The following is a 19,882-nucleotide window of genomic DNA, read 5'->3' as shown; positions in this document are numbered from 1 at the left end:
GGCTTGCGGGCCACTGGAACGCGATATATCTTGAGATTCTACAGACGCGATATATCGCGAAGGAGAAAATCATGACGCAGGAAAAATGGTTGGTCGCCCCGGGGCAGACCAAGATCATCGATGTGGAGCTGGTGCGCTCACTGAAAGTGAGCCTGATCGGCGGAAAGGTCGATGTGATCGGCAGCGACGAACCCGGCGCCCGCATCGAAGTACACAACGTGACCGGCAAGGACCTCAAGATCTCGATCGCAGATGACGCCCTCGAGATCGACCACCCTCAGCTGCGCTGGGACAACTTCATCGACGTCTTCTCGTCGTTCCGCGGCACCGCGAAAGCCGAGGTGAGCGTCACCGTTCCCCGGGACGTCGCCATGAAATTCGGTGTCGTCACGGCGGATGCCCTCGTCACGGGGCTCCGCAATGACGCCAAACTCAGCACCGTCTCCGGCGACCTCGTGATCGACGATGTCACCGGCGACCTCGACCTCAACGGCGTGAACGGCGAGATGTCGGTACGCAACCACACCGGCAACATCCAGGCCCACACCGTCTCCGGCGACATCACCGCGAGCGGGGCCATCCGCCGGTTCAGCGTGGATGGGGTGACGAGCGCCGTCTTCCTCGACATCGAGGGCACGCCGGACGAAATCGCCACGAACCTCGTGAGCGGTGCGCTGACTGTGCGCCTGGGCTCCGACGTGCCCACCCGGTTCAAGCTGAACACGGTCTCCGGCACGCTCCAGCTCGACAACCAGACCATCCGCGGCACGCTGGGCAAGGGCTACGACGGCAGCACCGGCGACCTCAGCGGCGCGTGGCTGGAGCTCCGCGCCAATTCGGTGTCGGGAAACATCTCCGTGGTGCGCCGGCACACCGCCGATGCGCCCGGCACGACGAGCAACACCGCTACCTCGGGCGACGGGGTGGTCTCATGACTCCGATCTTCGGTCACGGCAGCCTGCGGTTGTACCTGCTGAGCCTGCTGGCCGAGCGCCCCCGACACGGCTACGAGCTGATCCAGGCGCTGAGCGACCGGTTCGGCGGCACCTACAGCCCGAGCGCCGGCACCATCTACCCCCGCCTGGCCAAGCTCGAGGAAGAGGGCCTGGTGACCAAGACCGCCGGCGACCGCAAGACCGTCTACGAGATCACCGACGCGGGCCGGGCCGAACTCGCCGCCAGGGCCGACGACCTGCGGGACATCGAGAACGAGGTCACGGACTCAGTTCGCCGGCTCGCCGACGAGGTGCGCACCGGGGTCACCGAGGCGATGAAGAGCCTGCGCGCCGATCTCGCTTCCGCCGCCAGGGAGGCCAGGCCCGACCCGGCCAAGGCGACCCCGGATGCCCGCCCCAGCGGCGATTCCAACCGGGATCTGCGCGAAGCCGACATGGTGCTGAACGAGTTTCGCCAGCAGCTGCGCGCCGATCTGCGCAAGCAGGCGTATCGCTCGGCGATGCCGGCGGCCACCGTGCCGGAGCTGCGCCGCCAGCTCGACGCGGTGCGGGCCAGCATTCTCGCGTCACTCGGACGCTAGGCCGAGCGACGCCTTGGCGCTTGCTGAGAGAATTCGCATGATCGGCGGGCAGGACGGGCGCGGAATCCGCGCCGGAACTGCCCGCCGATCAGCCTGATCAGTTCGATTTTCCTAGCCGGACCCGGCTGGAGACACGCCGGGCTGTTCCTGCCAATTCCCCGGCAACTTGACAGTGCGGGCCATCGGAGTAGTGTCGTCCCTCGTGACACCCGAGGGGAACCCCCCAGCACCTGAAGGCCGATCACCTAAACGGTGGATAATCGGCGAACCGCTCCCCAGCGAACACCTGGACGGGCAGCTGCTTCCAAAGCACCTTGCGCTCCCGATTTTCGCCAGCGACCCGCTCTCCAGCGTGGCCTACGCCCCGCAGGAACTGCTCATGATCCTGACCCTTGGCGGCCTGGCTTTCTTGAGCTTCGCCCCCTGGGTTGCCGCTGTCGTCGTGCTGCTGCTCGTCGTGGTCGTGGTCTCGTACCGTCAGCTGATCAAGGCCTACCCCAGCGGTGGCGGTGACTACGAAGTCGCCTCCAAGAACCTCGGCGAAAAGGCCGGCCTCGTCGTCGCATCCGCCCTGCTCGTCGACTACGTGATGACCGTCGTGGTCTCGGTCGCCAGCGGGGTGGACAACATCATCTCCGCTTTGCCCGGCCTGGCCCCGTTCCGAGTGGAACTGGCCGTGGTGTTCGTGATCCTTCTCGCCGCGGTCAACCTGCGCGGTGTGGCGGAGTCCAGCAAGGCCTTCGCGATTCCCACCTACCTCTTTATCGGCAGCGTTCTGCTGATGATCATCATCGGCCTCGGCCGGGTCGCCATGGGCGACGCGCCCATCGCCGAATCGGCGGGTTTCACCGTGCAGGCCGAGAACCTCGCGCAATCGGCGTTCATCCTGCTGCTGCTGCGCTCCTTCGCCAGTGGCTGTAGCGCCCTGACGGGTGTTGAAGCCATCGCCAACGGCGTGCCCGCGTTCAAACGCCCCAAGGTGCGCAACGCCCAGATCACCCTGACCCTCATGGGTGGAATCGCGATCACGCTGTTCGTCGGGCTCACCGCCCTGGCGCTGTTCTCGAAGGTGCACTACGCAGAGAACCCGTGTGACCTGATCGGCTGGGCCGACTGCGCCACCCAACCGCAACGCAGCCTGATCGCCCAGATCGCGGCCGCCACCTTCGGCAACAACTCGCTGATGTTCTTCGTGCTGCAGGCCGCGACCGCCATGGTGCTGTTGCTGGCCGCCAACACGGCATTCAACGGCTTCCCCCTGCTCGGCAGCGTGCTGGCCCGGGACTCCTACGCACCCAAGTCGCTGAGCACTCGCGGCGACCGCCTGATCTACTCCAACGGTGTGCTGGTGCTCGCCCTGGCCGCCGTGCTGATCCTGATCGTCTACCAGGCCAACCTGACGGTGCTGATCCAGCTCTACATCATCGGTGTCTTCGTGTCGTTCACGATCGGCCAGACCGGCATGGTGAAACATTGGCTCACCCTGCTCAAGACCGACCCGCCCAACCGGGGCTCGATCATCCGCAGCCTGTCGATCAACGGCTTCGGTGCACTTCTCACCGGCGTGGTGCTCATCGTAGTGACCGTGACCAAGTTCACCCACGGCGCCTGGCTCGTGTTCCTGATGATGCCGATCCTGTTCGTGCTGATGCTGGGCGTGAACCGGTACTACCGCGACGTGGCCAAAGAGGTCGAGGTCGACCCCGTCACCACGTTCGGTTCGCAGGGCGACCACGCCATCGTGCTCGTGGGCAAGATGCAGAAGCCCGTGCTCAAGGCCCTGGACTACGCGATCGCCGCCCGGCACGTGAGCCTCGAGGCCGTGCACGTCTCGATCGACGAGGCCGAGACCGAAGACCTGATCATCGACTGGGCCAAGCAGAACATCGAAGTGCCGCTGAACATCGTGGCCTCGCCGTACCGCGACATCAGCTGGCCCCTGATTTGCTACATCAAGGACCGCCGCGAGACCTTCGGTTCCGAAGTCGTCACGGTGTACACGCCGATCTACATCGTCGGCCACTGGTGGGAAGGCCTGCTGCACAACCACAAGGCGCGCCGACTGCGGCAGAAGCTGATGCTCGTGCACGGTGTGACCATCGCGCTCGTGCCGTGGCTGCTGGACTCCTCCGAACTCATCTACGGGCGCCGGTCCCGGCCGATCCCCGGCCAGGAGCGTCGCGGCGAACCGGTGCGCTCGCACCCGATCCCGCGGAAGCCTCTGGCGCCCGTCGCCGCGGACACCACGAGCGTGAGCACGGTGACCACGCCAGACACCAAGCCCAAGTCCAGCCCGGCCAGCCCGCCGATGAAGCCGCGGTCCCGCCCGGTCAACCCGAACCGGCGCAAGCGCAAGTAGCGTCACCGGGTCTCGACACGCTCGACCAGCGACGGCCTGGGCTCAACCAGCGACGGCCTGGGCTCGACCAGCGGCGGGCTCGGTCAGAGCAGGGCGAGGATCTGCCGCGCGATGACCCGGCCACTGCGACGCGCACCGATGGTGCTGGCCTGCGGGCCGTATCCGGCCAGGAAGATGCGCGGGTCGGTCCAGGATGCGCCCGCTCCCACGATCAGGCCGCCGGCCTTGTCGCGCAGCTTGAGCGGCGCCAGGTGGCGCAGCTCCGGCCGGAACCCGGTGGCCCAGATAATCGCATCCGCTTCGGTGAAGGAACCGTCGGCCCAACGCACGCCGGTCGGTTCGATCGATTCGAACATCGGCCGTGCCACCAACGTGCCCCGGTCGATTCCGGCCTGGATGCGCCGGCTGACCGGCACCCCGGTGCCGCTGACGATGCTCGGCAGGGCCCGGCCGCTGCGGGCCGCGTCGTCCTGCATGGAGACCGCAGCCGAGGCACCCTCGAGGTCGAGGCGTTCGGTGTGCACCCAGTCCACCGGGCGGCGGGACACCCAGGTGAGGCTCTTTGCGACCCCCTCCAGCTCGAGCATGAAGCCGATGGCTGAGGTGCCGCCGCCGACCACGACCACCCGCTGACCGGCGAAGTCGGCGGCATCCGTGAAGCCGTTGGTGTGCAGCTGGCGGCCGGTGAAGGTGGCGGCGCCCGGGTAATGCGGCACGAACGGCGCTCCCCAGGTGCCGGAGGCGTTGACGAGCAGCCGCGCGAGCGTCTCCCGGTCACCGTAGTCGGGGGAATGGGTCTGCACGACGAGGTCGGCGCGGCGGTTGAAGACCGCCTGCACCGCCACCGGGCGCACCACGTTCAGCTCGAAGTGTTCCTCGTACCTGGCGTAGTACTCGGTCACGACGTCGCGCGCGGGGCGGCTCTGGTCGGCCGTCTCGAAGCTCAGGCCCAGTTCGGACAGGCCGGGAAGATCGTTCACCCGGTGGGCGGCACCGAGGCGCAGGGACTCCCAGCGGTACTGCCACGCGCCGCCCGCGGTCTGGCCCCGGTCGAAGATGACGAAGTCCCGGCCGGCGGTGAGCCCGAACCGCTTGAGGTAGTACGCCACCGAGAGTCCGGCTTGCCCGGCGCCGATGAGGACCACCGGCACGGCCGTGGCATTCACTCTGTCTCCTCGTCACCGGTTCAGCTCCTGAACCGCGTCATCGGGGCGCAAGGCCCACCATGCTAAACTAGCGGCTAGATTTCACAATTCCGTTCGGCAACTCCCGAGTGACTCATGACTCACTCGGCCTGGCATCGTTAGGGGGTCACGCATGGGGCGCGGCCGTCAAAAAGCAAAGCACACCAAGGTTGCCCGCGAGCTGAAGTATTTCAGCCCGGACACCAACTACAACGCGCTCGAACGCGAGCTCACCGGGCATCCGGCGACCGACCCGCGTCTCGACGAGGACCTGGCCAAGTGGCCGGAGTATGAAGCGAACAAGGCCACGACTGACGAACCGGACGACTACGTCGACCACTACGACACCGAGGACGAGAAGAAGCGCGCGTAGCTGACTCTGCCTGAATCGCTGCCTCTCGGGGTTCTTCAGCGTGCCCGGCGCGCCGTAAAGCGCACCTTCGGGCAACTCCCAGCGTCATGACTGGCCCGGTCTTGCTCGTGGCACGGGTTGCCGCAACAACACGAGTGGGCCAGTCATGGCGCGCGGCGACGCGGATGCGCCGGGGCAGGCGTCAGGACGCGTAGGCGCCGACCAAGCGCACGGCGCCGCCGTTGACGCCCTTGGCGCCCTGCTCGAAGCCGGTGACGTCGTGCGGGGCCATCGAGACCCGGCCGGCGACCCAGGACGGCACGCCCTCGTTCTTCAGGCGGGCGATGACGGAGGACGCGGAGTTCGCCGCGACGACGGCGAACATGCCGACGCCGAGGTTCCAGGTGCCCTCAGCGCTTTCGAGCGTGGTGCCGGCCATGTCGCTGAGCACCCGGAAGATCGGGGCCGGCGACCAGGTGGACCGGTCGACCTCCACCCAGCTGCCGATGGGCAGCACCCGGGCCAGGTTGGCGGCGATGCCGCCGCCGGTGACGTGGCTGAGCGAGTGCACCACACCGGCCAGTTCGGGGTCGGCGAGCACGCTGAGCAGCGGGCCGGTGTAGAGCTTGGTGGGTTCGAGCAGGGCCTCGCCGATCACGCCGCCGAGGTCGGCCGAGGTATCGGTGTACCCGACGCCCTGCTGGGCGAGGATGTGGCGCACGAGCGAGAAGCCGTTGGAGTGCAGACCGGAGGAGGCCATGGCGATGACGACATCGCCGGACTGGACCCGTTCGGCGCCCAGAACCTGATCGGCCTCGACGACACCGGTGGCGGCTCCGGCAACGTCGTAGTCATCCGGGCCGAGCAGCCCGGGGTGCTCGGCGGTCTCACCGCCGACGAGGGCGGTGCCGGTGGCAGCGCAGGCCTTGGCGATGCCCTCCACGATGGAGGCGATGCGCTCGGGGACGACCTTGCCGCAGGCGATGTAGTCGGTCATGAACAGCGGGCGCGCGCCGACGACGATGATGTCGTCAACGACCATGCCCACGAGGTCCTGCCCGATGGTGTCGTGCTTGTCGAGCGCCTGGGCGATCGCGACCTTGGTGCCGACGCCATCCGTGGACGTGGCCAGCAGCGGGCGCTTGTAGCCGGTGAGGAAGGACACGTCGTAGAGTCCGGCGAAACCGCCGAAGCCGCCGAGTACCTCTGGGCCGTGAGTGGCCGAGACGGCCGACTTCATCAGCGATACCGCGAGGTCACCCGCGTGGGTATCGACTCCGGCGGCGGCGTAGGTTGCGTTGCTCATTCTGGTCTTCCGGGATCGCCGAACGGAACCTGACCGTGCGCGGCAAGGGTGGTCGCCCGCTCCGGCTCAGGGGTGAGCACGCTCTCGAACTCCGCGTCTGGACCGGGGTCGCAGCCATCGGAGGTGGAGAAGTCGCGCTCGAGGAGGTTCTTGCCCAGGTGCTGGGTCTCCGGCAGCTTGATCGGGTAGACCCCGGTGAAGCAGGCCGTGCACAGGCTCTCCCGCGGCTGCTCGGTGGAGGCGATCATGCCGTCCTCCGAGAGGTAACCGAGCGAGTCCGCGCCGATCGACCGGCGCACCTCGTCGACGCTGATGCCGGTGGCGATCAGTTCGGCGCGGGAGGCGAAGTCGATGCCGTAGAAGCAGGGCCAGGTGATGGGCGGGCTGGAAATGCGCACGTGCACCTCGGCCGCTCCGGCCTCGCGCAGCATGCTCACCAGGGCGCGCTGGGTGTTGCCACGCACGATCGAGTCGTCGACCACGATCAGGCGCTTGCCCTTGATGACCTCTTTGAGCGGGTTGAGCTTGAGCTTGATGCCGCGCTGGCGGATGGTCTGCGAGGGCTGGATGAAGGTGCGGCCCACGTACGTGTTCTTGACCAGGCCCTGGCCGAACGGGATGCCGGACGCCTGCGCGTAGCCGATCGCCGCTGGGGTGCCCGATTCCGGGGTGGGGATGACGAGGTCCGCTTCGACGGGGTACTCGGCAGCGAGCTGACGGCCCATCTCGACGCGGGCCTCATGCACGCCGCGGCCGGCGATGGTGGTGTCGGGCCGGGCGAGATAGACGTATTCGAAAACGCAGCCGGCGCGCTTCACTTCGGCGAAACGCTGGGTGCGCAGGCCGTTCTCGTCGATGGTGATCAGCTCACCGGGTTCGACCTCGCGCACGAAGCTCGCGCCGACGATGTCGAGGGCGGCGGTTTCGGAGGCGACGACCCAGCCGCGCTCGAGGCGGCCGAGCACCAGCGGGCGCACACCCTGCGGGTCGCGGGCGGCGTAGAGGGTGGTCTCGTCCATGAAAACCAGGCAGAAGGCGCCGCGCAGGCGCGGGAGCACCTCCATGGCGGTGGCTTCGAGGGTGTGGTCGAGGTCACCGGTGAGCAGAGCGGTGATCACCGCGGTGTCGGTGGTGTTGCCGCGGGCGAGTTCGCCGTCGACCTTGGGGTAGCGCTCCCGCACCAGTTCGAGCAACTCGGCGGTGTTGGTGAGGTTGCCGTTGTGACCGAGGGCGACGGTGCCGGCCGCGGTGCGACCGAGGGTGGGCTGAGCGTTCTGCCAGCTCGACGACCCGGTCGTGGAGTAGCGGGTGTGCCCGACCGCGATGTGGCCGAGCAGGGTGCTCAACGATGCCTCGTTGAAGACCTGGGAGACCAGGCCCATGTCCTTGTAGATGAGGATCTTCGAGCCATCGCTGGTGGCGATTCCCGCCGATTCCTGGCCGCGGTGTTGCAGGGCGTAGAGCCCGAAGTAGCTGAGCTTGGCTACTTCCTCGCCCGGAGCCCAGACACCGAAGACTCCACAGGCATCCTGTGGACCCTTCTCGCCAGGAAGAAGATCATGATTCAGACGTCCGTCGCCACCGGCCAAGCCGCAGCCCCTTATTTGCTAAGAATTCAAGTTGGAAGGTTGGGGGTCGGATCCAGGATCCGGAGCCTCGAAGGCGCGTGTTGAGTTCGTGTCAAGTCTATCGGCGACAACTGTCGTTACCGAGCGACCAACGAATCGATCAAGGATGATCGCGACCAGGCAACTCACGGCCACCCCGACGGTGACCCCGCCGAGGAGCAGGAATCCGAGGACCTGCGCCTGGCTGAACTCGGGGTTCGCGGGAAAGACCAGGGTGAGCACGATGGCGAGGAGGGCGCCGGCAACGGCGCCCACGATCATGAAGTTGATGTACTTCGGCGAGCGGCGCACCACGAGAGTGGTCTCGGCGACGACAACCTCTGTGGGTTCAACGGGAACGGGAGCCGGTTCGTTCGCCGACGCCGCGAACGGCCCAACGCTGCCGGATGGCCGCGTCTCGGCGTCGCCGTGCTGATCTGCGGAGCTCACCTGACTATTGTCGCACGGTAAAACCAGATACCGCCCGGCCCCGAACCAGCCGCGGGCGCCTGCCCAGCCGGGCAGCACGGCCCCGGCACACAATGGCCGATGGCCGACGCATTCGGCGCGGCATCCGCCAGACTGGTCGGGTGAAGAACTTCAATCGGGCCCCCCGGATCGCCGTGCTCGGCAGTGCCAACATGGACCTCGTGGTGCGAGCGCCACGGCTGCCCGAGCCGGGCGAGACCATGTTCGGCAGCGGTTTCAGCACCGTGCCCGGCGGTAAGGGCCTCAACCAGGGCGTGGCGGCGGCCCGCCAGGGCGGTGCCGTGGACTTCATGGGGGCGGTCGGCGACGACGCCTACGGCGCCCACCTGCGTGAGCTGCTGCACGACAACGAGATGGGAGTCGACGGCCTCGCGACGGCGGATGCCCCGACCGGCACCGCGCACATCTCTGTGGTGGACTCCGGCGAGAACTCGATCGTGGTGGTCTCCGGCGCCAACGCCACGGTGACCTCACTCTCGCCGGTGCAGGAGCGGATCATTCGCGACGCCGCGTTCCTGGTGATGCAGTGCGAGCTGCCCGTTGCGGCGCTCGAGGCCGGTATCGAGGTGGCTCGGGCCGCCGGCGTCTTCACCGTGCTCACCCCGGCCCCGGTGATGCCGCTGCCTAAGGGCTTCCTGGCCTCGGTGGACCTGGTGGTGCCCAACCGCCTCGAAGCGTTGGAGCTCACCGGCGAGACCGACCCGGTGCGCGCCGCCGAGCTGCTCAGCGCCGGCCGCACCTGGGCGATCGTGACCCTCGGCGCCGAGGGCTGCATCGTGGCGTTCGACGGTGCCGTGCTGGGCCTCGCTCCGGCCCGTCCGGTGACGGCGGTGGACACCACCGCCGCCGGCGACACTTTCGTGGGTGCACTCGTGGCCCGGCTGGCCTCGTTCGACCTGGGCACTCCGGTGCGCGAGAGCGTGTCGGAAGAGCGGATGATCGACGCCGTGCGCTGGGCCACCGTGGCGTCGTCGATCTCGGTCACCCGGCCGGGCGCCACCAGCTCGATGCCGCACCTGGCCGAGGTCGCCGCGGTCCTGGCCTGATCGGAGGCGCTCCGCCGCCACAACTGTTGCCGCTTCGGACTTCTGCGCCCGGCGCACTGGGCGCAATTGTCCGCTCGGGGAACAGTTGTGCGGCCAGAGGGGCGAGTGGGGCTAGCGGAAGAGGGGCTCGCGGAAGAGGGGGAGCTCGGCGGTGAGGTCGGCGCGCTGACCGGAGGCGTGGATGCGGCCCGAGCCAATGCCGTCTGCCCAGGCCAGGGTGCCCGTGGCCAGGTGCAGCCAGGTGGCGACATCCGTTTCGACCACGTTCGGCGGGGTACCGCGGGTGTGCCGGGGGCCGGCGATGCACTGCACGGCACCGAACGGGGGAACGCGCACCTCGACGGTGTTGCCCTCGGCCTGCTCGGCCAACAACTGCAGGGTGTACCGCACGGCGAGCGCCTTGGTGTCGCGGGAGGCGCCCGGCTCATCGGCCAGGTAGGCCTTCACGGCGGTTCTGCCCAACCCGTCATCGATCCTCGCGCGTGCCATGCCTCCAGTCTGCCGCCTGTGCCGCACCACGCGCGACGACCACGGCGTCGGCACGGAAGGCGCCGGCCTTGTACCGGCGGGCAGATCGCCATAGCTTCAGCGCAACATCCATCGTTCGGGCCCGATTCATCGGAAACGGTGTCGCCATGAAGGATCTGTCGTCGTACCCGTTAACTGTCTCGCCTGTGCGCGGTAGTTGGATCCTCACCGCTCTCGGTGTCTGCGCCGCCGGGATCACCGGCCTGATGCTGGCCGACGGCTCCTCCGCCGTCGCTTTTCTGAGCCCCTTCGTGGCCGGTTCCGGGTTGCTCTGGTTTGCCACCCTTCTGGGTGCCTGGATCGACCATCGCCACCAGACGGCGATGTACGGCAATCCCGACAGCGACGGCCGCTGACGCAAGCGACCGCCGCCTGCGTACGTGTGTGACGCCGTGGGTGCGCGGGGGCCGACGGGCCGGGTAGCCTGTTCCGGTGAGAATATTGGTCCTCGGTTCCGGTGCCCGCGAGCACGCCATCGTCACGGCCCTCCTGCGTGAGGAGCCGCGACCCCACGTGATCGCCGCACCCGGCAATGCCGGTATCGCTGCGGATGTGCCGGTGGTCGACCTCGACCCCACCGACTCCGACGTCGTGACCAACTTCGCCCAGGACCACAACATCGACCTGGTCGTGGTGGGCCCGGAGGCCCCGCTCGTGGCCGGCGTCGCCGACGCGCTGCGCACCCGCGGCATCCCGGTCTTCGGCCCCGGCCAGGCCGCCGCCGCCCTCGAGGGCAGCAAGACCTTCGCCAAGCGCATCATGGACGAGGCCGGGGTACCCACCGGCCGGGCCGTGCGCGCCGGCAACCTCGCCGAGGCGCAGGGCGCGCTCGACGAATACGGCGCCCCCTACGTGGTCAAGGCCGACGGCCTGGCCGCCGGCAAGGGCGTGCTCGTCACCACCGACCGCGACGACGCCCTCGCCCACGCGGTGCGCTGGTTGCAGCACGGCGCCGTGCTCATCGAGGAATTCCTCGACGGCCAGGAGGTCTCCCTCTTCCTCCTCAGCGACGGCCACAACGTGCTGCCGCTCTCGCCCGCCCAGGACTACAAGCGCCTCGCCGACAACGACGAAGGCCCCAACACCGGCGGCATGGGTGCTTACTCCCCCCTGCCCTGGCTCGACGCCGGCTTCGGCAGCGAGACCGCGTTCGTCGACGAGGTCATCGAGACCATCGCCCTGCCCACCGTGCGGCAGCTCGCCGACGAGGACACCCCGTTCATCGGGCTGCTCTACTGCGGGCTGATTCTCACGGATGCCGGCATCCGCGTGATCGAATTCAACGCCCGGTTCGGCGACCCCGAGACGCAGGTGGTGCTGCCGCGCCTCATCACCCCGCTGTCGGACCTGTTGCTGGCCGCATCCACCGGTGAACTCGCCGGGCTGCCCCGCCCGGAGTTCTCTGCCGACGCCGCCGTCACCGTGGTGATCGCGAGCGAGAACTACCCGGAGACCCCCGTCACGGGGCGCCCGATCACCGGGCTGGCCGAAGCCTCCGCCGTGACCGGCGTGACCGTCGCCCACGCCGCCACCGCCCTGGCCGGCACCGACCTCGTCGCCACCGGCGGCCGGGTGCTCAGTGTCGTGGCCGTTGGCACCGACTTCACCCAGGCGCGCACCCGGGCCTACGAGGCGATCGACCTGATCGGCCTGGCGGGCTCGCAGCACCGCAGCGACATCGCCGCGAAGGTCGCGAACTGATGGCCGCGTTGCAGTTGGACGGCTGGCGGCACGAGTACTCGGGCAAGGTGCGCGACCTGTACGTGCCGCTCGGCTCCGCCGGCCTGGCCGACGCCGACCGCGTGCTCGTTGTGGCCAGCGACCGGGTCAGCGCGTTCGACCACGTGCTCGAACCGGGCATCCCCGGCAAGGGCGAACTGCTCACCACCCTGAGCCTGTGGTGGTTCGACCAGCTCGACGGTGTGCCCAACCACCTCGTGCCCGACCACGGCATCGACACGAAGAGCCTGATCCCCGCCGCGGTGGCCGGCCGGGCGATGCTCTGCAAGACCCTGGACATGTACCCGATCGAGTGCGTGGTGCGCGGCTACCTCACCGGCTCCGGCTGGCTCGAGTACGAGGCCAGCCAGACCGTCTGCGGCATCCCGCTGCCGGCCGGCCTGTCGAATGGTGACCGCCTGCCCGAACCGATCTACACCCCCGCCTGGAAAGCCCCGATGGGCGAGCACGACGAGAACATCTCCTTCGAGCGCACCGTGGAGCTGGTGGGCGCCGAGGCGGCCGCCGCCCTGCGCGATGCGTCACTGGAGATCTTCCGCCGGGCATCCGCCATCGCCGAAGCCCGGGGCGTGATTCTGGCCGACACCAAGTTCGAATTCGGCGCCGACCGCACGACCGGCCTGCTCACCCTGGCCGACGAGGTGCTCACCAGCGACTCCAGCCGGTACTGGGATGCCGCAAGCTGGCAGGCAGGCACCACCCCGCGGGAGCGCATGGCGAGCTTCGACAAGCAGATCGTGCGCGACTGGCTGTCGGCGCACTGGGACCAGACCGGCACCCCGCCCGAGCTGCCCGCGGAGATCGTGGAGCAGACCGCGGCCCGCTACCGAGAGCTGCTCGGGCTGCTGACCGCCGCGTAGCCCGCGACTTGCCCCGTTGGGGACGAGTTGCCCTCGTGCACCGGGGCAACTCGTCCATAGACGGGCAACTCGGCGATCGTCGCCTAGTCTGGCCTGATGCCAGGGGTAGCCGTCGCCACAACCAACGACACGATCGCCGGTCCACACGGTCCGATCCCCGTGCGCCGCTACTACCCGGCCCACCCCGCCAGCGCCGTACCCGTTGTCTGGCTGCACGGCGGCGCCTTCGTCAAGGGCGGGCTCGATCTGCCGGAAACCCACGACGTGGCCCTCGCTCTGGCCGACGCCGGCTTCGCGGTGATCACCGTGGACTATCGCCTGGCGACGTTTCTCAAACGCCGGCGACCGTCACCCGAGTCGAACACGGCGGGACGATCGCGGGTGCGCTATCCGGTGCCGGTCGACGATGTCGTGGCTGTGCTGACTCGGGTCTCGGAGGAATTTCCCGCGGGCGTCATTCTCGGTGGAGCCAGCGCCGGGGCGTGCCTGGCCGCGGCGGCCACGCTGCGTCTCGCGGCGGACGGGGCGCCGGCACCGCGTGGCGTCTTCCTGGCCTACGGCATCTTCCACGCCGCCCTGCCGGTGCGCACGCCAGAGCTGCTGTCCCGGCTGCGTGGCCGTCGCCGGTTCACCCACATCCCGCCACTGCTCAATCTGGTGAACCTCTACTACGCCGGGTCGCGGGCCGCACTGGCAGACCCGCACGCTTTTCCCGGCGGCCACGAGCTCACCGGGTTCCCGCGCACCCTGCTGCTGGATGCCGACCACGACTCGATGCGGGCATCCGGCGGGCGGTTCGCCGAAGAACTCGCGGCAGCCGGGGTAGGCGTCGATTATCACGTGATTCCCGACACTGACCATGCTTTTCTCAACCGGCCGAACGACCCGGGCTTCGCGGCCGGCCTGCGCCTGATCGTCGAGTGGGCGCGGCGCGTTCAGCCCGGGTAGCGCGATTTCTGAAGCGACGGGTCAGGTGGCGGAGCGGGAGCCGCGGGCGGCGCGCTTGGACCGCCGGGTGAGCCCATGCACGGTGGCCTGGAACTCCTTGACGCTCAAGGGGCGGCCGGGCAGCTTGGGCCGGGGCTTCTCGGGCAAGCGCAGGCCGTCGAGCACGAGGGAGAGCTGCCGGCGCCACTGGCCGGTGTAGCCGCCGCCGAGGGTGCCCAGGGAACCGATCATGGTGACCAGTACGGCCAGGTCCATGGAGTCGACATCCGGACGCAGGTCGCCGTCTTTCTTCGCCTGGGCGACGAGGGAGGCGATGAAGCTCTCGAATTCCACCGAGGGCCGGGCGGTGGGGTCGATCGTGGCCATCCGCTTGAGGATTGGCGGCAGCGACGGGTCGGCCACCAGCCACTCGGCGAGGCGTTCGGTGTAGAGCACCACCCCCGCCCACGCTGTGGGAGCCGCCTCGATCTCGGCCCGCACCGCGAAAAGCTCCGCCAGGGCGATGTCGTAGAGGGCGCGCACCAGGTCGTCGCGGGTGGGGAAGTTGCGATACAGCGTCGCGACGCCCACGTCGGCGCGGCGGGCGATCTCCTCCAGCGACGCGTCGACGCCGTGTTCGGCGATGAGGCTGCGGGCCTCGTCGATCAGGCGGTCGCGGTTCTGCCGGGCGTCGCGGCGCCGCGGTTGGGACGCGTCCTGCGGGGGCCGGGCAGAGGTAGTCATGGGCTTGATTCTAGAACCCTCTGCTCCGAGGCCGCGGAGGGACCCCTCCCCAGCGCTGTGGGCGCGGGCGCGCCAAGTCGGCGCCGGCCGGGCCGCTGGGCGTGTCGCCGGCCGCGGATGCTGTTGCGCCCGCCCGGCGCACCCCGCACAATTCAGGAAGCAGTTCCGGGCCCGCGTGGGCCCGGCAGAGAGGACGCCGTGCCCGTGCAGAACAACACCCGCGATCTTGAACCAGAGATCGTCACCGATTTTCGCGAACGGATGAGCTACGGCGGGTACCTCGACCTGGACACCCTGCTCTCGGCGCAGAATCCGGTCAGCGCGCCGGAGCACCACGACGAACTGCTCTTCATCATTCAGCACCAGACCACAGAGCTGTGGCTGAAGCTGGTGCTCCACGAACTGCGTGCTGCGGCCGAGCACCTCCGCCAGGACCGGCTGCCGCCGGCCCTGAAGGGCATCCCCAGGGTCAAGCACATCCAGCGCACCCTCACCGAACAGTGGTCGGTGCTCGCGACTCTCACCCCCACCGAATACGCCCAGTTCCGGGACTTCCTCGGCAGCTCTTCCGGCTTCCAGTCGTACCAGTACCGGGCGGTGGAGTTCGTGCTCGGCAACAAGCATCCGCGCATGCTCGAGGTCTTCGCAAGCGACCCCGAGGCGCTGGCGCTGTTGCGCGAGGTGTACGAGGCGCCGAGCATCTACGACGAGTTCCTGCGCTACCTGCACCGGCAGGGCTTCGAGATTCCGACGGCGGTGCTCGACCGCGACGTCACAGAGGCTTGGGTGCTGCAGCCCGAACTCGTGCATACCTTCCGTGGAATATACGAGAACGAGACCGAGAACTGGAACGTCTACGAGGCCTGCGAGGAGCTCGTCGACCTGGAGGACAACTTTCAGCTCTGGCGGTTCCGGCACCTCAAGACGGTGCAGCGGATCATCGGCATGAAGCCGGGCACCGGTGGCTCGAGCGGGGCCGGGTTTCTGCAGAAGGCACTGGAGCTCACGTTCTTCCCCGAGCTGTTCGCGGTGCGCACCGAGGTGGGTCGGTGACGGTGCTGCCCGCGTTCCTCGACGCCCACGTGCACCTGGCGCTGATCGACCCGGCGGCGCTCGCGGCCGGCGGCATCGGCCGGGTGCTCGACCTGGGCGGGTGGGTGCCGTCCGCAGCGGCCCCGCCGGCCGGCTCCTCGTTGGAGTCGTTTCCGGAGGCACGATACGCCGCCCAGTTCCTCGGCGCCCCCGATGGTTACCCCAGCCGGCAGGTGTGGGCTCCCCCCGGCAGCTCCTGCCCGGTGGCCGCCCCCGAGGACGCACCCGACGCCGTCGCCCGGCAGGCCGCGGCCGGCGCATCCGTGATCAAGGTGACACTCAACGCTGTCGCCGGGCCGGTGCTCGACGCCGACACTCTCGCCGCGATCGTGGTGGCAGCACACGAACGGATGCGGCCCGTCTCCGCCCACACCGAGGGCGCCGGCCAGGCCGCCGCCGCGTTCGCGGCCGGGGTGGACCTGCTCGCGCACACCCCGTTCAGCGAACGCCTCCCAGATGACCTGCTCGCGGCCATGGCCGGACGGCTCGCCTGGATCAGCACCCTGGACATCCACGGCTGGGGCCGGCCGACCGCCGCGTTCGCCGTGGCCAGCGACAATCTGCGGCGCTTCCACGCCGCCGGCGGCCGGGTGCTCTACGGCACCGACCTCGGCAATGGGCCGCTGCCGGTGGGGCTCAACCGCAGGGAGATCGAGGCGCTGCTGGACTGCGGGCTCTCGTCCGACGATGTGCTGGCCGCGCTCACGGCCGACTTTCCCGGGTATCCGGCGGCCGCAGCCCTCCCCCTGACCCGCGCTGTGAGCTCGGAACGGGTTACCGTGATACCCGGCGAGCGCCCCACCGACCCCACCGACCTGACCGGTTTCACCGACTGGCTGCTCGGTGCTCGCTCACTGCCTGCTCACGCACTGCCCGCCCACGCACTGCCCGCCCACGCGCTCCCCCGACCCGACCTCGAGGACCTCTGATCATGACCCAGCACGACACCACCGCGCCCGAGGGCACCGGCCTCGATGCGCACCTGGCCTTCGCCCGTCGGATGGACCGCATCGACGGTCTCGGCCACTACCGCCGCCGGTTCGTAGGCCTCGAGAACAGCACCGCCGGCACCGATGCCACCGACGCGCCCTCGGTGGTCTACCTCGACGGCAACTCGCTCGGCCGCCCCACCATCGCCAGCGTCGAACGCATCGCCGAGTTCCTCACCGGCGCCTGGGGCACCCGGCTGATCCGCGGCTGGGACGACGAGTGGATGCAACTGCCGCTGACCATCGGCGACGCCCTCGGCAATGCCGCGCTCGGCGCCGCGCCCGGCCAGGTGTACATCGGTGACTCCACCACCGTCACCCTGTACAAGCTCGCCCGTGCCGCCGTCGACTCGCTGCCGGCCCGCACCGAGATCGTGCTCGACACCGACAACTTCCCCACCGACCGGTACGTTCTCGCCGGCATCGCCGCCGAACGCGGGCTCACCCTGCGCTGGATCGAATCGAGCACCACCGCCGGGGTCACCGTCGACCAGGTGCGGGCCGTGGTGGGCCCGCAGACCGCGCTCGTGGTGCTCAGCCACGTCGCCTACCGCTCCGGCTTCCTCGCCGACGTTCCCGCGATCACCGCCGCGGTGCATGACGCCGGCGCCCTGGTGCTCTGGGACCTCTGCCACTCCGTGGGATCGGTGCCGGTGAACCTCGACCTCGACGGCGTCGACCTGGCCGTGGGCTGCAGCTACAAGTACCTCAACGGCGGCCCGGGCGCCCCCGCGTTCGGCTACGTGCGTGCCGAATTGCAGCCTGACCTGGCGCAGCCGATCCAGGGCTGGATGGGCGCGGCCGACGTGTTCGCGATGGGCCCGGGTTATGTGCCTGCCCCGGGCATCCGCCGCTTTCTCAGCGGCACCCCGGCGATCGTGGGCATGCTCGCGATGCAAGACACCATCCAGATGATCGGCGAGATGGGCATCGATCAGGTGCGCGCCAAGTCGGTGGCGCTGACCGAGTTCGCGCTCGAGCTGGTGGATGCCTGGCTGGTTCCGCTCGGCGTCACGGTGGCGTCTCCCCGCGAGCACACCCACCGCGGCGGCCACATCACGGTGAACCATCCCGCCATGCGGCAGGTCACGCAGATTCTCTGGGAGCACGACGTGATCCCGGACTTCCGCGCGCCCGAGGGCCTGCGGATCGGGTTGTCGCCGCTCTGCACCAGCTTCGTGGAGACCTACCAGGGTGTCGCGGCCGTGCGCGACGTGCTGCGCGGCATCCTGCTCGGCCAGGCCGGTCTGGCCCCGGCTGGGGGCCTGTAGAATCGTCAGCATCCGCCCCCGACGTCTTACGGAGTGAGCCATGCCAACCATCGTCGTAGAAGTTATGCCCAAGGCAGAACTGCTCGATCCCCAGGGCAAGGCCGTCGCCGGCGCCCTCCGCCGCCTGGGCAAGACCGACTTCACCGGCGTGCGCGTCGGCAAGCGGTTCGAACTCACCGTTGAGGGCCCCGCGGATGCCGCGCTGCTCGCCGAGGTGCAGGAACTGGCCGACACCGTGCTGTCCAACTCCGTGATCGAGGACGTCACCGGCATCTTCGTGCTCGAGGCCGCCGGAGAAACCCGCTGATGCGCATCGGCGTCGTCACCTTCCCGGGCTCGCTCGACGACCGCGACGCCCAGCGCGCCATCCGCCTGGCCGGCGCGACGCCGGTGGCCCTGTGGCACGGCGAGCACGACCTGCACGGCGTGGACGCCCTCGTTCTGCCCGGCGGGTTCAGCTACGGCGACTACCTGCGCTGCGGGGCCATCGCGAGCCTGTCGCCGATCATGGCCGAGGTCATCGACGCCGCGAACAAGGGGATGCCCGTGCTCGGCATCTGCAACGGCTTCCAGATGCTCACCGAGGCGCACCTGCTCGAGGGCGGGCTGATTCGCAACGAGGCCGGCGCGTTCATCTGCCGCGACCAGCGCTTGCGCATCGAGAACAGCTCCACCGACTGGACGAACGGTTTCACCGACAAGCAGGAGATCACCATCCCGCTGAAGAACGGTGAGGGCGGCTTCATTGCCTCGGCAGAGACCCTGGCCCGCCTCGAGGGCGAGGGCCGCGTGATCGCCCGCTACCTCGACGTGAACCCCAACGGCTCGCTCAACGACATCGCCGGCGTCACCAACGCCCGCGGCAACGTCGTGGGCCTGATGCCGCACCCCGAGCACGCCGTCGAGCCCGGCTTCGGCCCCGACACCGCTGCCGCGATGCGCAGCGGCATCGACGGCCTCGCCTTCTTCACCTCGGTGATCGAGCGGTCGCTGGTCAACGCGTAGGTGTTCTGGGGCCGAGTTGCCCTGTTGCGGACGAATTGCCCCGGTGCGCCGGGGCAATTCGTCCGTTAAAGGGCAACTCGGCGATGGTGGCCGCGGGTTCCATCCTTTGACGGATGTTCCGCTCAGGCGGGGCTGACAGGCTGGAGTCTGACCTGCCCGCCGACCACGCCCAGGAGTTGTTCCCCCGTGTCACCCCGCCTGCTCTACCGCATCCTGTCCATCGCCGAAGCGATCACCTGGACCCTCCTGATCACCGCGATGCTGCTCAAGTACGTGTTCGCCCCCGGCGACTTCGGCGACGGGGCCGTGCGGGTGGCCGGCTTTGTGCACGGGCTCGTGTTCCTGGCCTACGGCATCACAGCGGTGCTCGTGGGTGTGAACCAGCACTGGCGGCCCCGGCTGATGTTGCTCGCTGTGGCCACCGCCGTGGTGCCCTACGCCACGATCCCGTTCGACCGCTGGCTCGAGCGCCGCGACCTGCTGGACGGCGGCTGGCGCCGCACGGCCACGGACGACCCCCGCGACCACACCGTGGTGAGCCGGCTGCTGCGCTTCGGTCTGGCACGACCGGCGCTGCTGGCATCCGTGCTCGTGGTGGGCCTGGCCGCCGTCTTCACGACGCTGCTCGTGATGGGCCCGCCCGGCGGCGGCGCCTAAGCCACCTTTCGTGACTGGCCCATTCTCGCTCGTGCGGGGCGGTCGGCAACCCGCCGAAATGGGCCAGCCATGGCAGCGCCGTGCCTGCGCTGCTCGGCGAGCGCGGGGCGCACGCCGATTCGCGGGTGGCGCGCCATGCGCGCAGCGGCGCCTGACCCGCGCGGCCCGAGCGCGCGGGCCTCGCGCGCG

General features: G+C 69.2%; 21 protein-coding genes. 15 read left to right on the top strand and 6 right to left on the bottom strand.

The window, feature by feature from the left end; genetic code table 11:
- Window positions 1–71: 71 nt before the first annotated feature.
- The 3 genes from CTB96_RS19570 to CTB96_RS19560 all read left to right on the top strand — a co-directional run bounded on the left by CTB96_RS19570 (window position 72) and on the right by CTB96_RS19560 (window position 3,896).
- Window positions 72–935, top strand: a complete 864-nt coding sequence (locus CTB96_RS19570; protein ID WP_248283508.1) for a DUF4097 family beta strand repeat-containing protein — start codon at window positions 72–74, stop codon at window positions 933–935.
- Window positions 932–1,537, top strand: a complete 606-nt coding sequence (locus tag CTB96_RS19565; RefSeq protein ID WP_110128619.1) for a PadR family transcriptional regulator — start codon at window positions 932–934, stop codon at window positions 1,535–1,537. Before CTB96_RS19570 ends, CTB96_RS19565 begins: the two co-directional genes overlap by 4 nt.
- Window positions 1,538–1,739: 202 nt before the next feature.
- Complete coding sequence (locus CTB96_RS19560) at window positions 1,740–3,896, top strand: APC family permease (protein WP_181397365.1); 2,157 nt, start codon at window positions 1,740–1,742, stop codon at window positions 3,894–3,896.
- Between the two features lie 83 nt (window positions 3,897–3,979).
- Here the strand turns inward: CTB96_RS19560 and CTB96_RS19555 are convergent, their stop codons facing one another.
- Window positions 3,980–5,062 carry an NAD(P)-binding domain-containing protein gene (locus tag CTB96_RS19555; RefSeq protein WP_110128617.1) on the bottom strand — a complete coding sequence of 361 codons (1,083 nt, stop codon included), beginning with the start codon at window positions 5,060–5,062 and terminating at the stop codon, window positions 3,980–3,982.
- Between the two features lie 151 nt (window positions 5,063–5,213).
- Here CTB96_RS19555 and CTB96_RS19550 point away from each other — a divergent pair, with 151 nt between their 5' ends.
- On the top strand, window positions 5,214–5,453 hold the full coding sequence (locus CTB96_RS19550; RefSeq protein ID WP_110128615.1) for a DUF3073 domain-containing protein: 240 nt from the start codon (window positions 5,214–5,216) through the stop codon (window positions 5,451–5,453).
- Between the two features lie 181 nt (window positions 5,454–5,634).
- On the opposite strand, the gene purM is transcribed toward CTB96_RS19550, so the two are convergent.
- From purM to CTB96_RS19535, 3 genes are read right to left on the bottom strand one after another with little or no spacing between them, the layout of a single operon-like run.
- The gene (gene purM, locus CTB96_RS19545; protein ID WP_110128613.1) at window positions 5,635–6,738 is read right to left on the bottom strand and encodes a phosphoribosylformylglycinamidine cyclo-ligase; all 1,104 of its coding nucleotides are present in this window, start codon (window positions 6,736–6,738) and stop codon (window positions 5,635–5,637) included.
- A complete protein-coding gene (gene purF, locus CTB96_RS19540) occupies window positions 6,735–8,327 on the bottom strand; it encodes an amidophosphoribosyltransferase (protein ID WP_110128611.1) in 1,593 nt (530 codons plus the stop codon). Before purF ends, purM begins: the two co-directional genes overlap by 4 nt.
- Window positions 8,328–8,345: 18 nt before the next feature.
- Window positions 8,346–8,795: a hypothetical protein gene (locus tag CTB96_RS19535; protein ID WP_110128609.1), complete on the bottom strand. Its 450-nt coding sequence runs from the start codon at window positions 8,793–8,795 to the stop codon at window positions 8,346–8,348.
- A gap of 140 nt (window positions 8,796–8,935) precedes the next feature.
- On the opposite strand from CTB96_RS19535, the gene CTB96_RS19530 reads away from it, so the two are divergent.
- Window positions 8,936–9,880 carry a ribokinase gene (locus CTB96_RS19530; RefSeq protein WP_219993321.1) on the top strand — a complete coding sequence of 315 codons (945 nt, stop codon included), beginning with the start codon at window positions 8,936–8,938 and terminating at the stop codon, window positions 9,878–9,880.
- Between the two features lie 111 nt (window positions 9,881–9,991).
- On the opposite strand, the gene CTB96_RS19525 is transcribed toward CTB96_RS19530, so the two are convergent.
- On the bottom strand, window positions 9,992–10,369 hold the full coding sequence (locus tag CTB96_RS19525; RefSeq protein ID WP_110128606.1) for a sterol carrier family protein: 378 nt from the start codon (window positions 10,367–10,369) through the stop codon (window positions 9,992–9,994).
- 146 nt (window positions 10,370–10,515) lie between these two features.
- On the opposite strand from CTB96_RS19525, the gene CTB96_RS19520 reads away from it, so the two are divergent.
- The 4 genes from CTB96_RS19520 to CTB96_RS19505 all read left to right on the top strand — a co-directional run bounded on the left by CTB96_RS19520 (window position 10,516) and on the right by CTB96_RS19505 (window position 13,956).
- Window positions 10,516–10,764, top strand: a complete 249-nt coding sequence (locus tag CTB96_RS19520) for a hypothetical protein (protein WP_146215868.1) — start codon at window positions 10,516–10,518, stop codon at window positions 10,762–10,764.
- A gap of 76 nt (window positions 10,765–10,840) precedes the next feature.
- Window positions 10,841–12,109 carry a phosphoribosylamine--glycine ligase gene (gene purD, locus CTB96_RS19515; protein WP_110128604.1) on the top strand — a complete coding sequence of 423 codons (1,269 nt, stop codon included), beginning with the start codon at window positions 10,841–10,843 and terminating at the stop codon, window positions 12,107–12,109.
- Window positions 12,109–13,008, top strand: a complete 900-nt coding sequence (locus tag CTB96_RS19510; protein WP_110128603.1) for a phosphoribosylaminoimidazolesuccinocarboxamide synthase — start codon at window positions 12,109–12,111, stop codon at window positions 13,006–13,008. Before purD ends, CTB96_RS19510 begins: the two co-directional genes overlap by 1 nt.
- Window positions 13,009–13,104: 96 nt before the next feature.
- Window positions 13,105–13,956, top strand: a complete 852-nt coding sequence (locus CTB96_RS19505; protein WP_110128602.1) for an alpha/beta hydrolase — start codon at window positions 13,105–13,107, stop codon at window positions 13,954–13,956.
- Between the two features lie 21 nt (window positions 13,957–13,977).
- Here the strand turns inward: CTB96_RS19505 and CTB96_RS19500 are convergent, their stop codons facing one another.
- A complete protein-coding gene (locus tag CTB96_RS19500) occupies window positions 13,978–14,679 on the bottom strand; it encodes a TetR/AcrR family transcriptional regulator (RefSeq protein WP_110128601.1) in 702 nt (233 codons plus the stop codon).
- Between the two features lie 198 nt (window positions 14,680–14,877).
- Here CTB96_RS19500 and kynA point away from each other — a divergent pair, with 198 nt between their 5' ends.
- The 6 genes from kynA to CTB96_RS19470 all read left to right on the top strand — a co-directional run bounded on the left by kynA (window position 14,878) and on the right by CTB96_RS19470 (window position 19,693).
- On the top strand, window positions 14,878–15,732 hold the full coding sequence (kynA, locus tag CTB96_RS19495; RefSeq protein ID WP_110128600.1) for a tryptophan 2,3-dioxygenase: 855 nt from the start codon (window positions 14,878–14,880) through the stop codon (window positions 15,730–15,732).
- A complete protein-coding gene (locus tag CTB96_RS19490; RefSeq protein ID WP_181397364.1) occupies window positions 15,729–16,700 on the top strand; it encodes an amidohydrolase family protein in 972 nt (323 codons plus the stop codon). Before kynA ends, CTB96_RS19490 begins: the two co-directional genes overlap by 4 nt.
- Before the next feature lie 2 nt (window positions 16,701–16,702).
- On the top strand, window positions 16,703–18,031 hold the full coding sequence (locus CTB96_RS19485) for a kynureninase (protein WP_110128599.1): 1,329 nt from the start codon (window positions 16,703–16,705) through the stop codon (window positions 18,029–18,031).
- A 40-nt stretch (window positions 18,032–18,071) separates the two neighbouring features.
- The gene (gene purS / locus CTB96_RS19480; RefSeq protein ID WP_110128598.1) at window positions 18,072–18,338 is read left to right on the top strand and encodes a phosphoribosylformylglycinamidine synthase subunit PurS; all 267 of its coding nucleotides are present in this window, start codon (window positions 18,072–18,074) and stop codon (window positions 18,336–18,338) included.
- Window positions 18,338–19,036, top strand: coding sequence for a phosphoribosylformylglycinamidine synthase subunit PurQ (gene purQ / locus CTB96_RS19475; RefSeq protein ID WP_110128597.1), 699 nt, complete (start codon window positions 18,338–18,340; stop codon window positions 19,034–19,036). The genes purS and purQ overlap by 1 nt, the downstream gene beginning before the upstream one ends.
- Before the next feature lie 186 nt (window positions 19,037–19,222).
- A complete protein-coding gene (locus CTB96_RS19470; RefSeq protein WP_110128596.1) occupies window positions 19,223–19,693 on the top strand; it encodes a DUF3817 domain-containing protein in 471 nt (156 codons plus the stop codon).
- Window positions 19,694–19,882: the final 189 nt, after the last annotated feature.

The organism is Cryobacterium arcticum, from assembly GCF_003185895.1.
Taxonomy (GTDB): Bacteria; Actinomycetota; Actinomycetes; order Actinomycetales; family Microbacteriaceae; genus Cryobacterium; species Cryobacterium arcticum.
The sequence above is the reverse complement of the archived record's forward strand: the minus strand, read 5'-3'. Positions and strand labels throughout refer to the sequence as shown.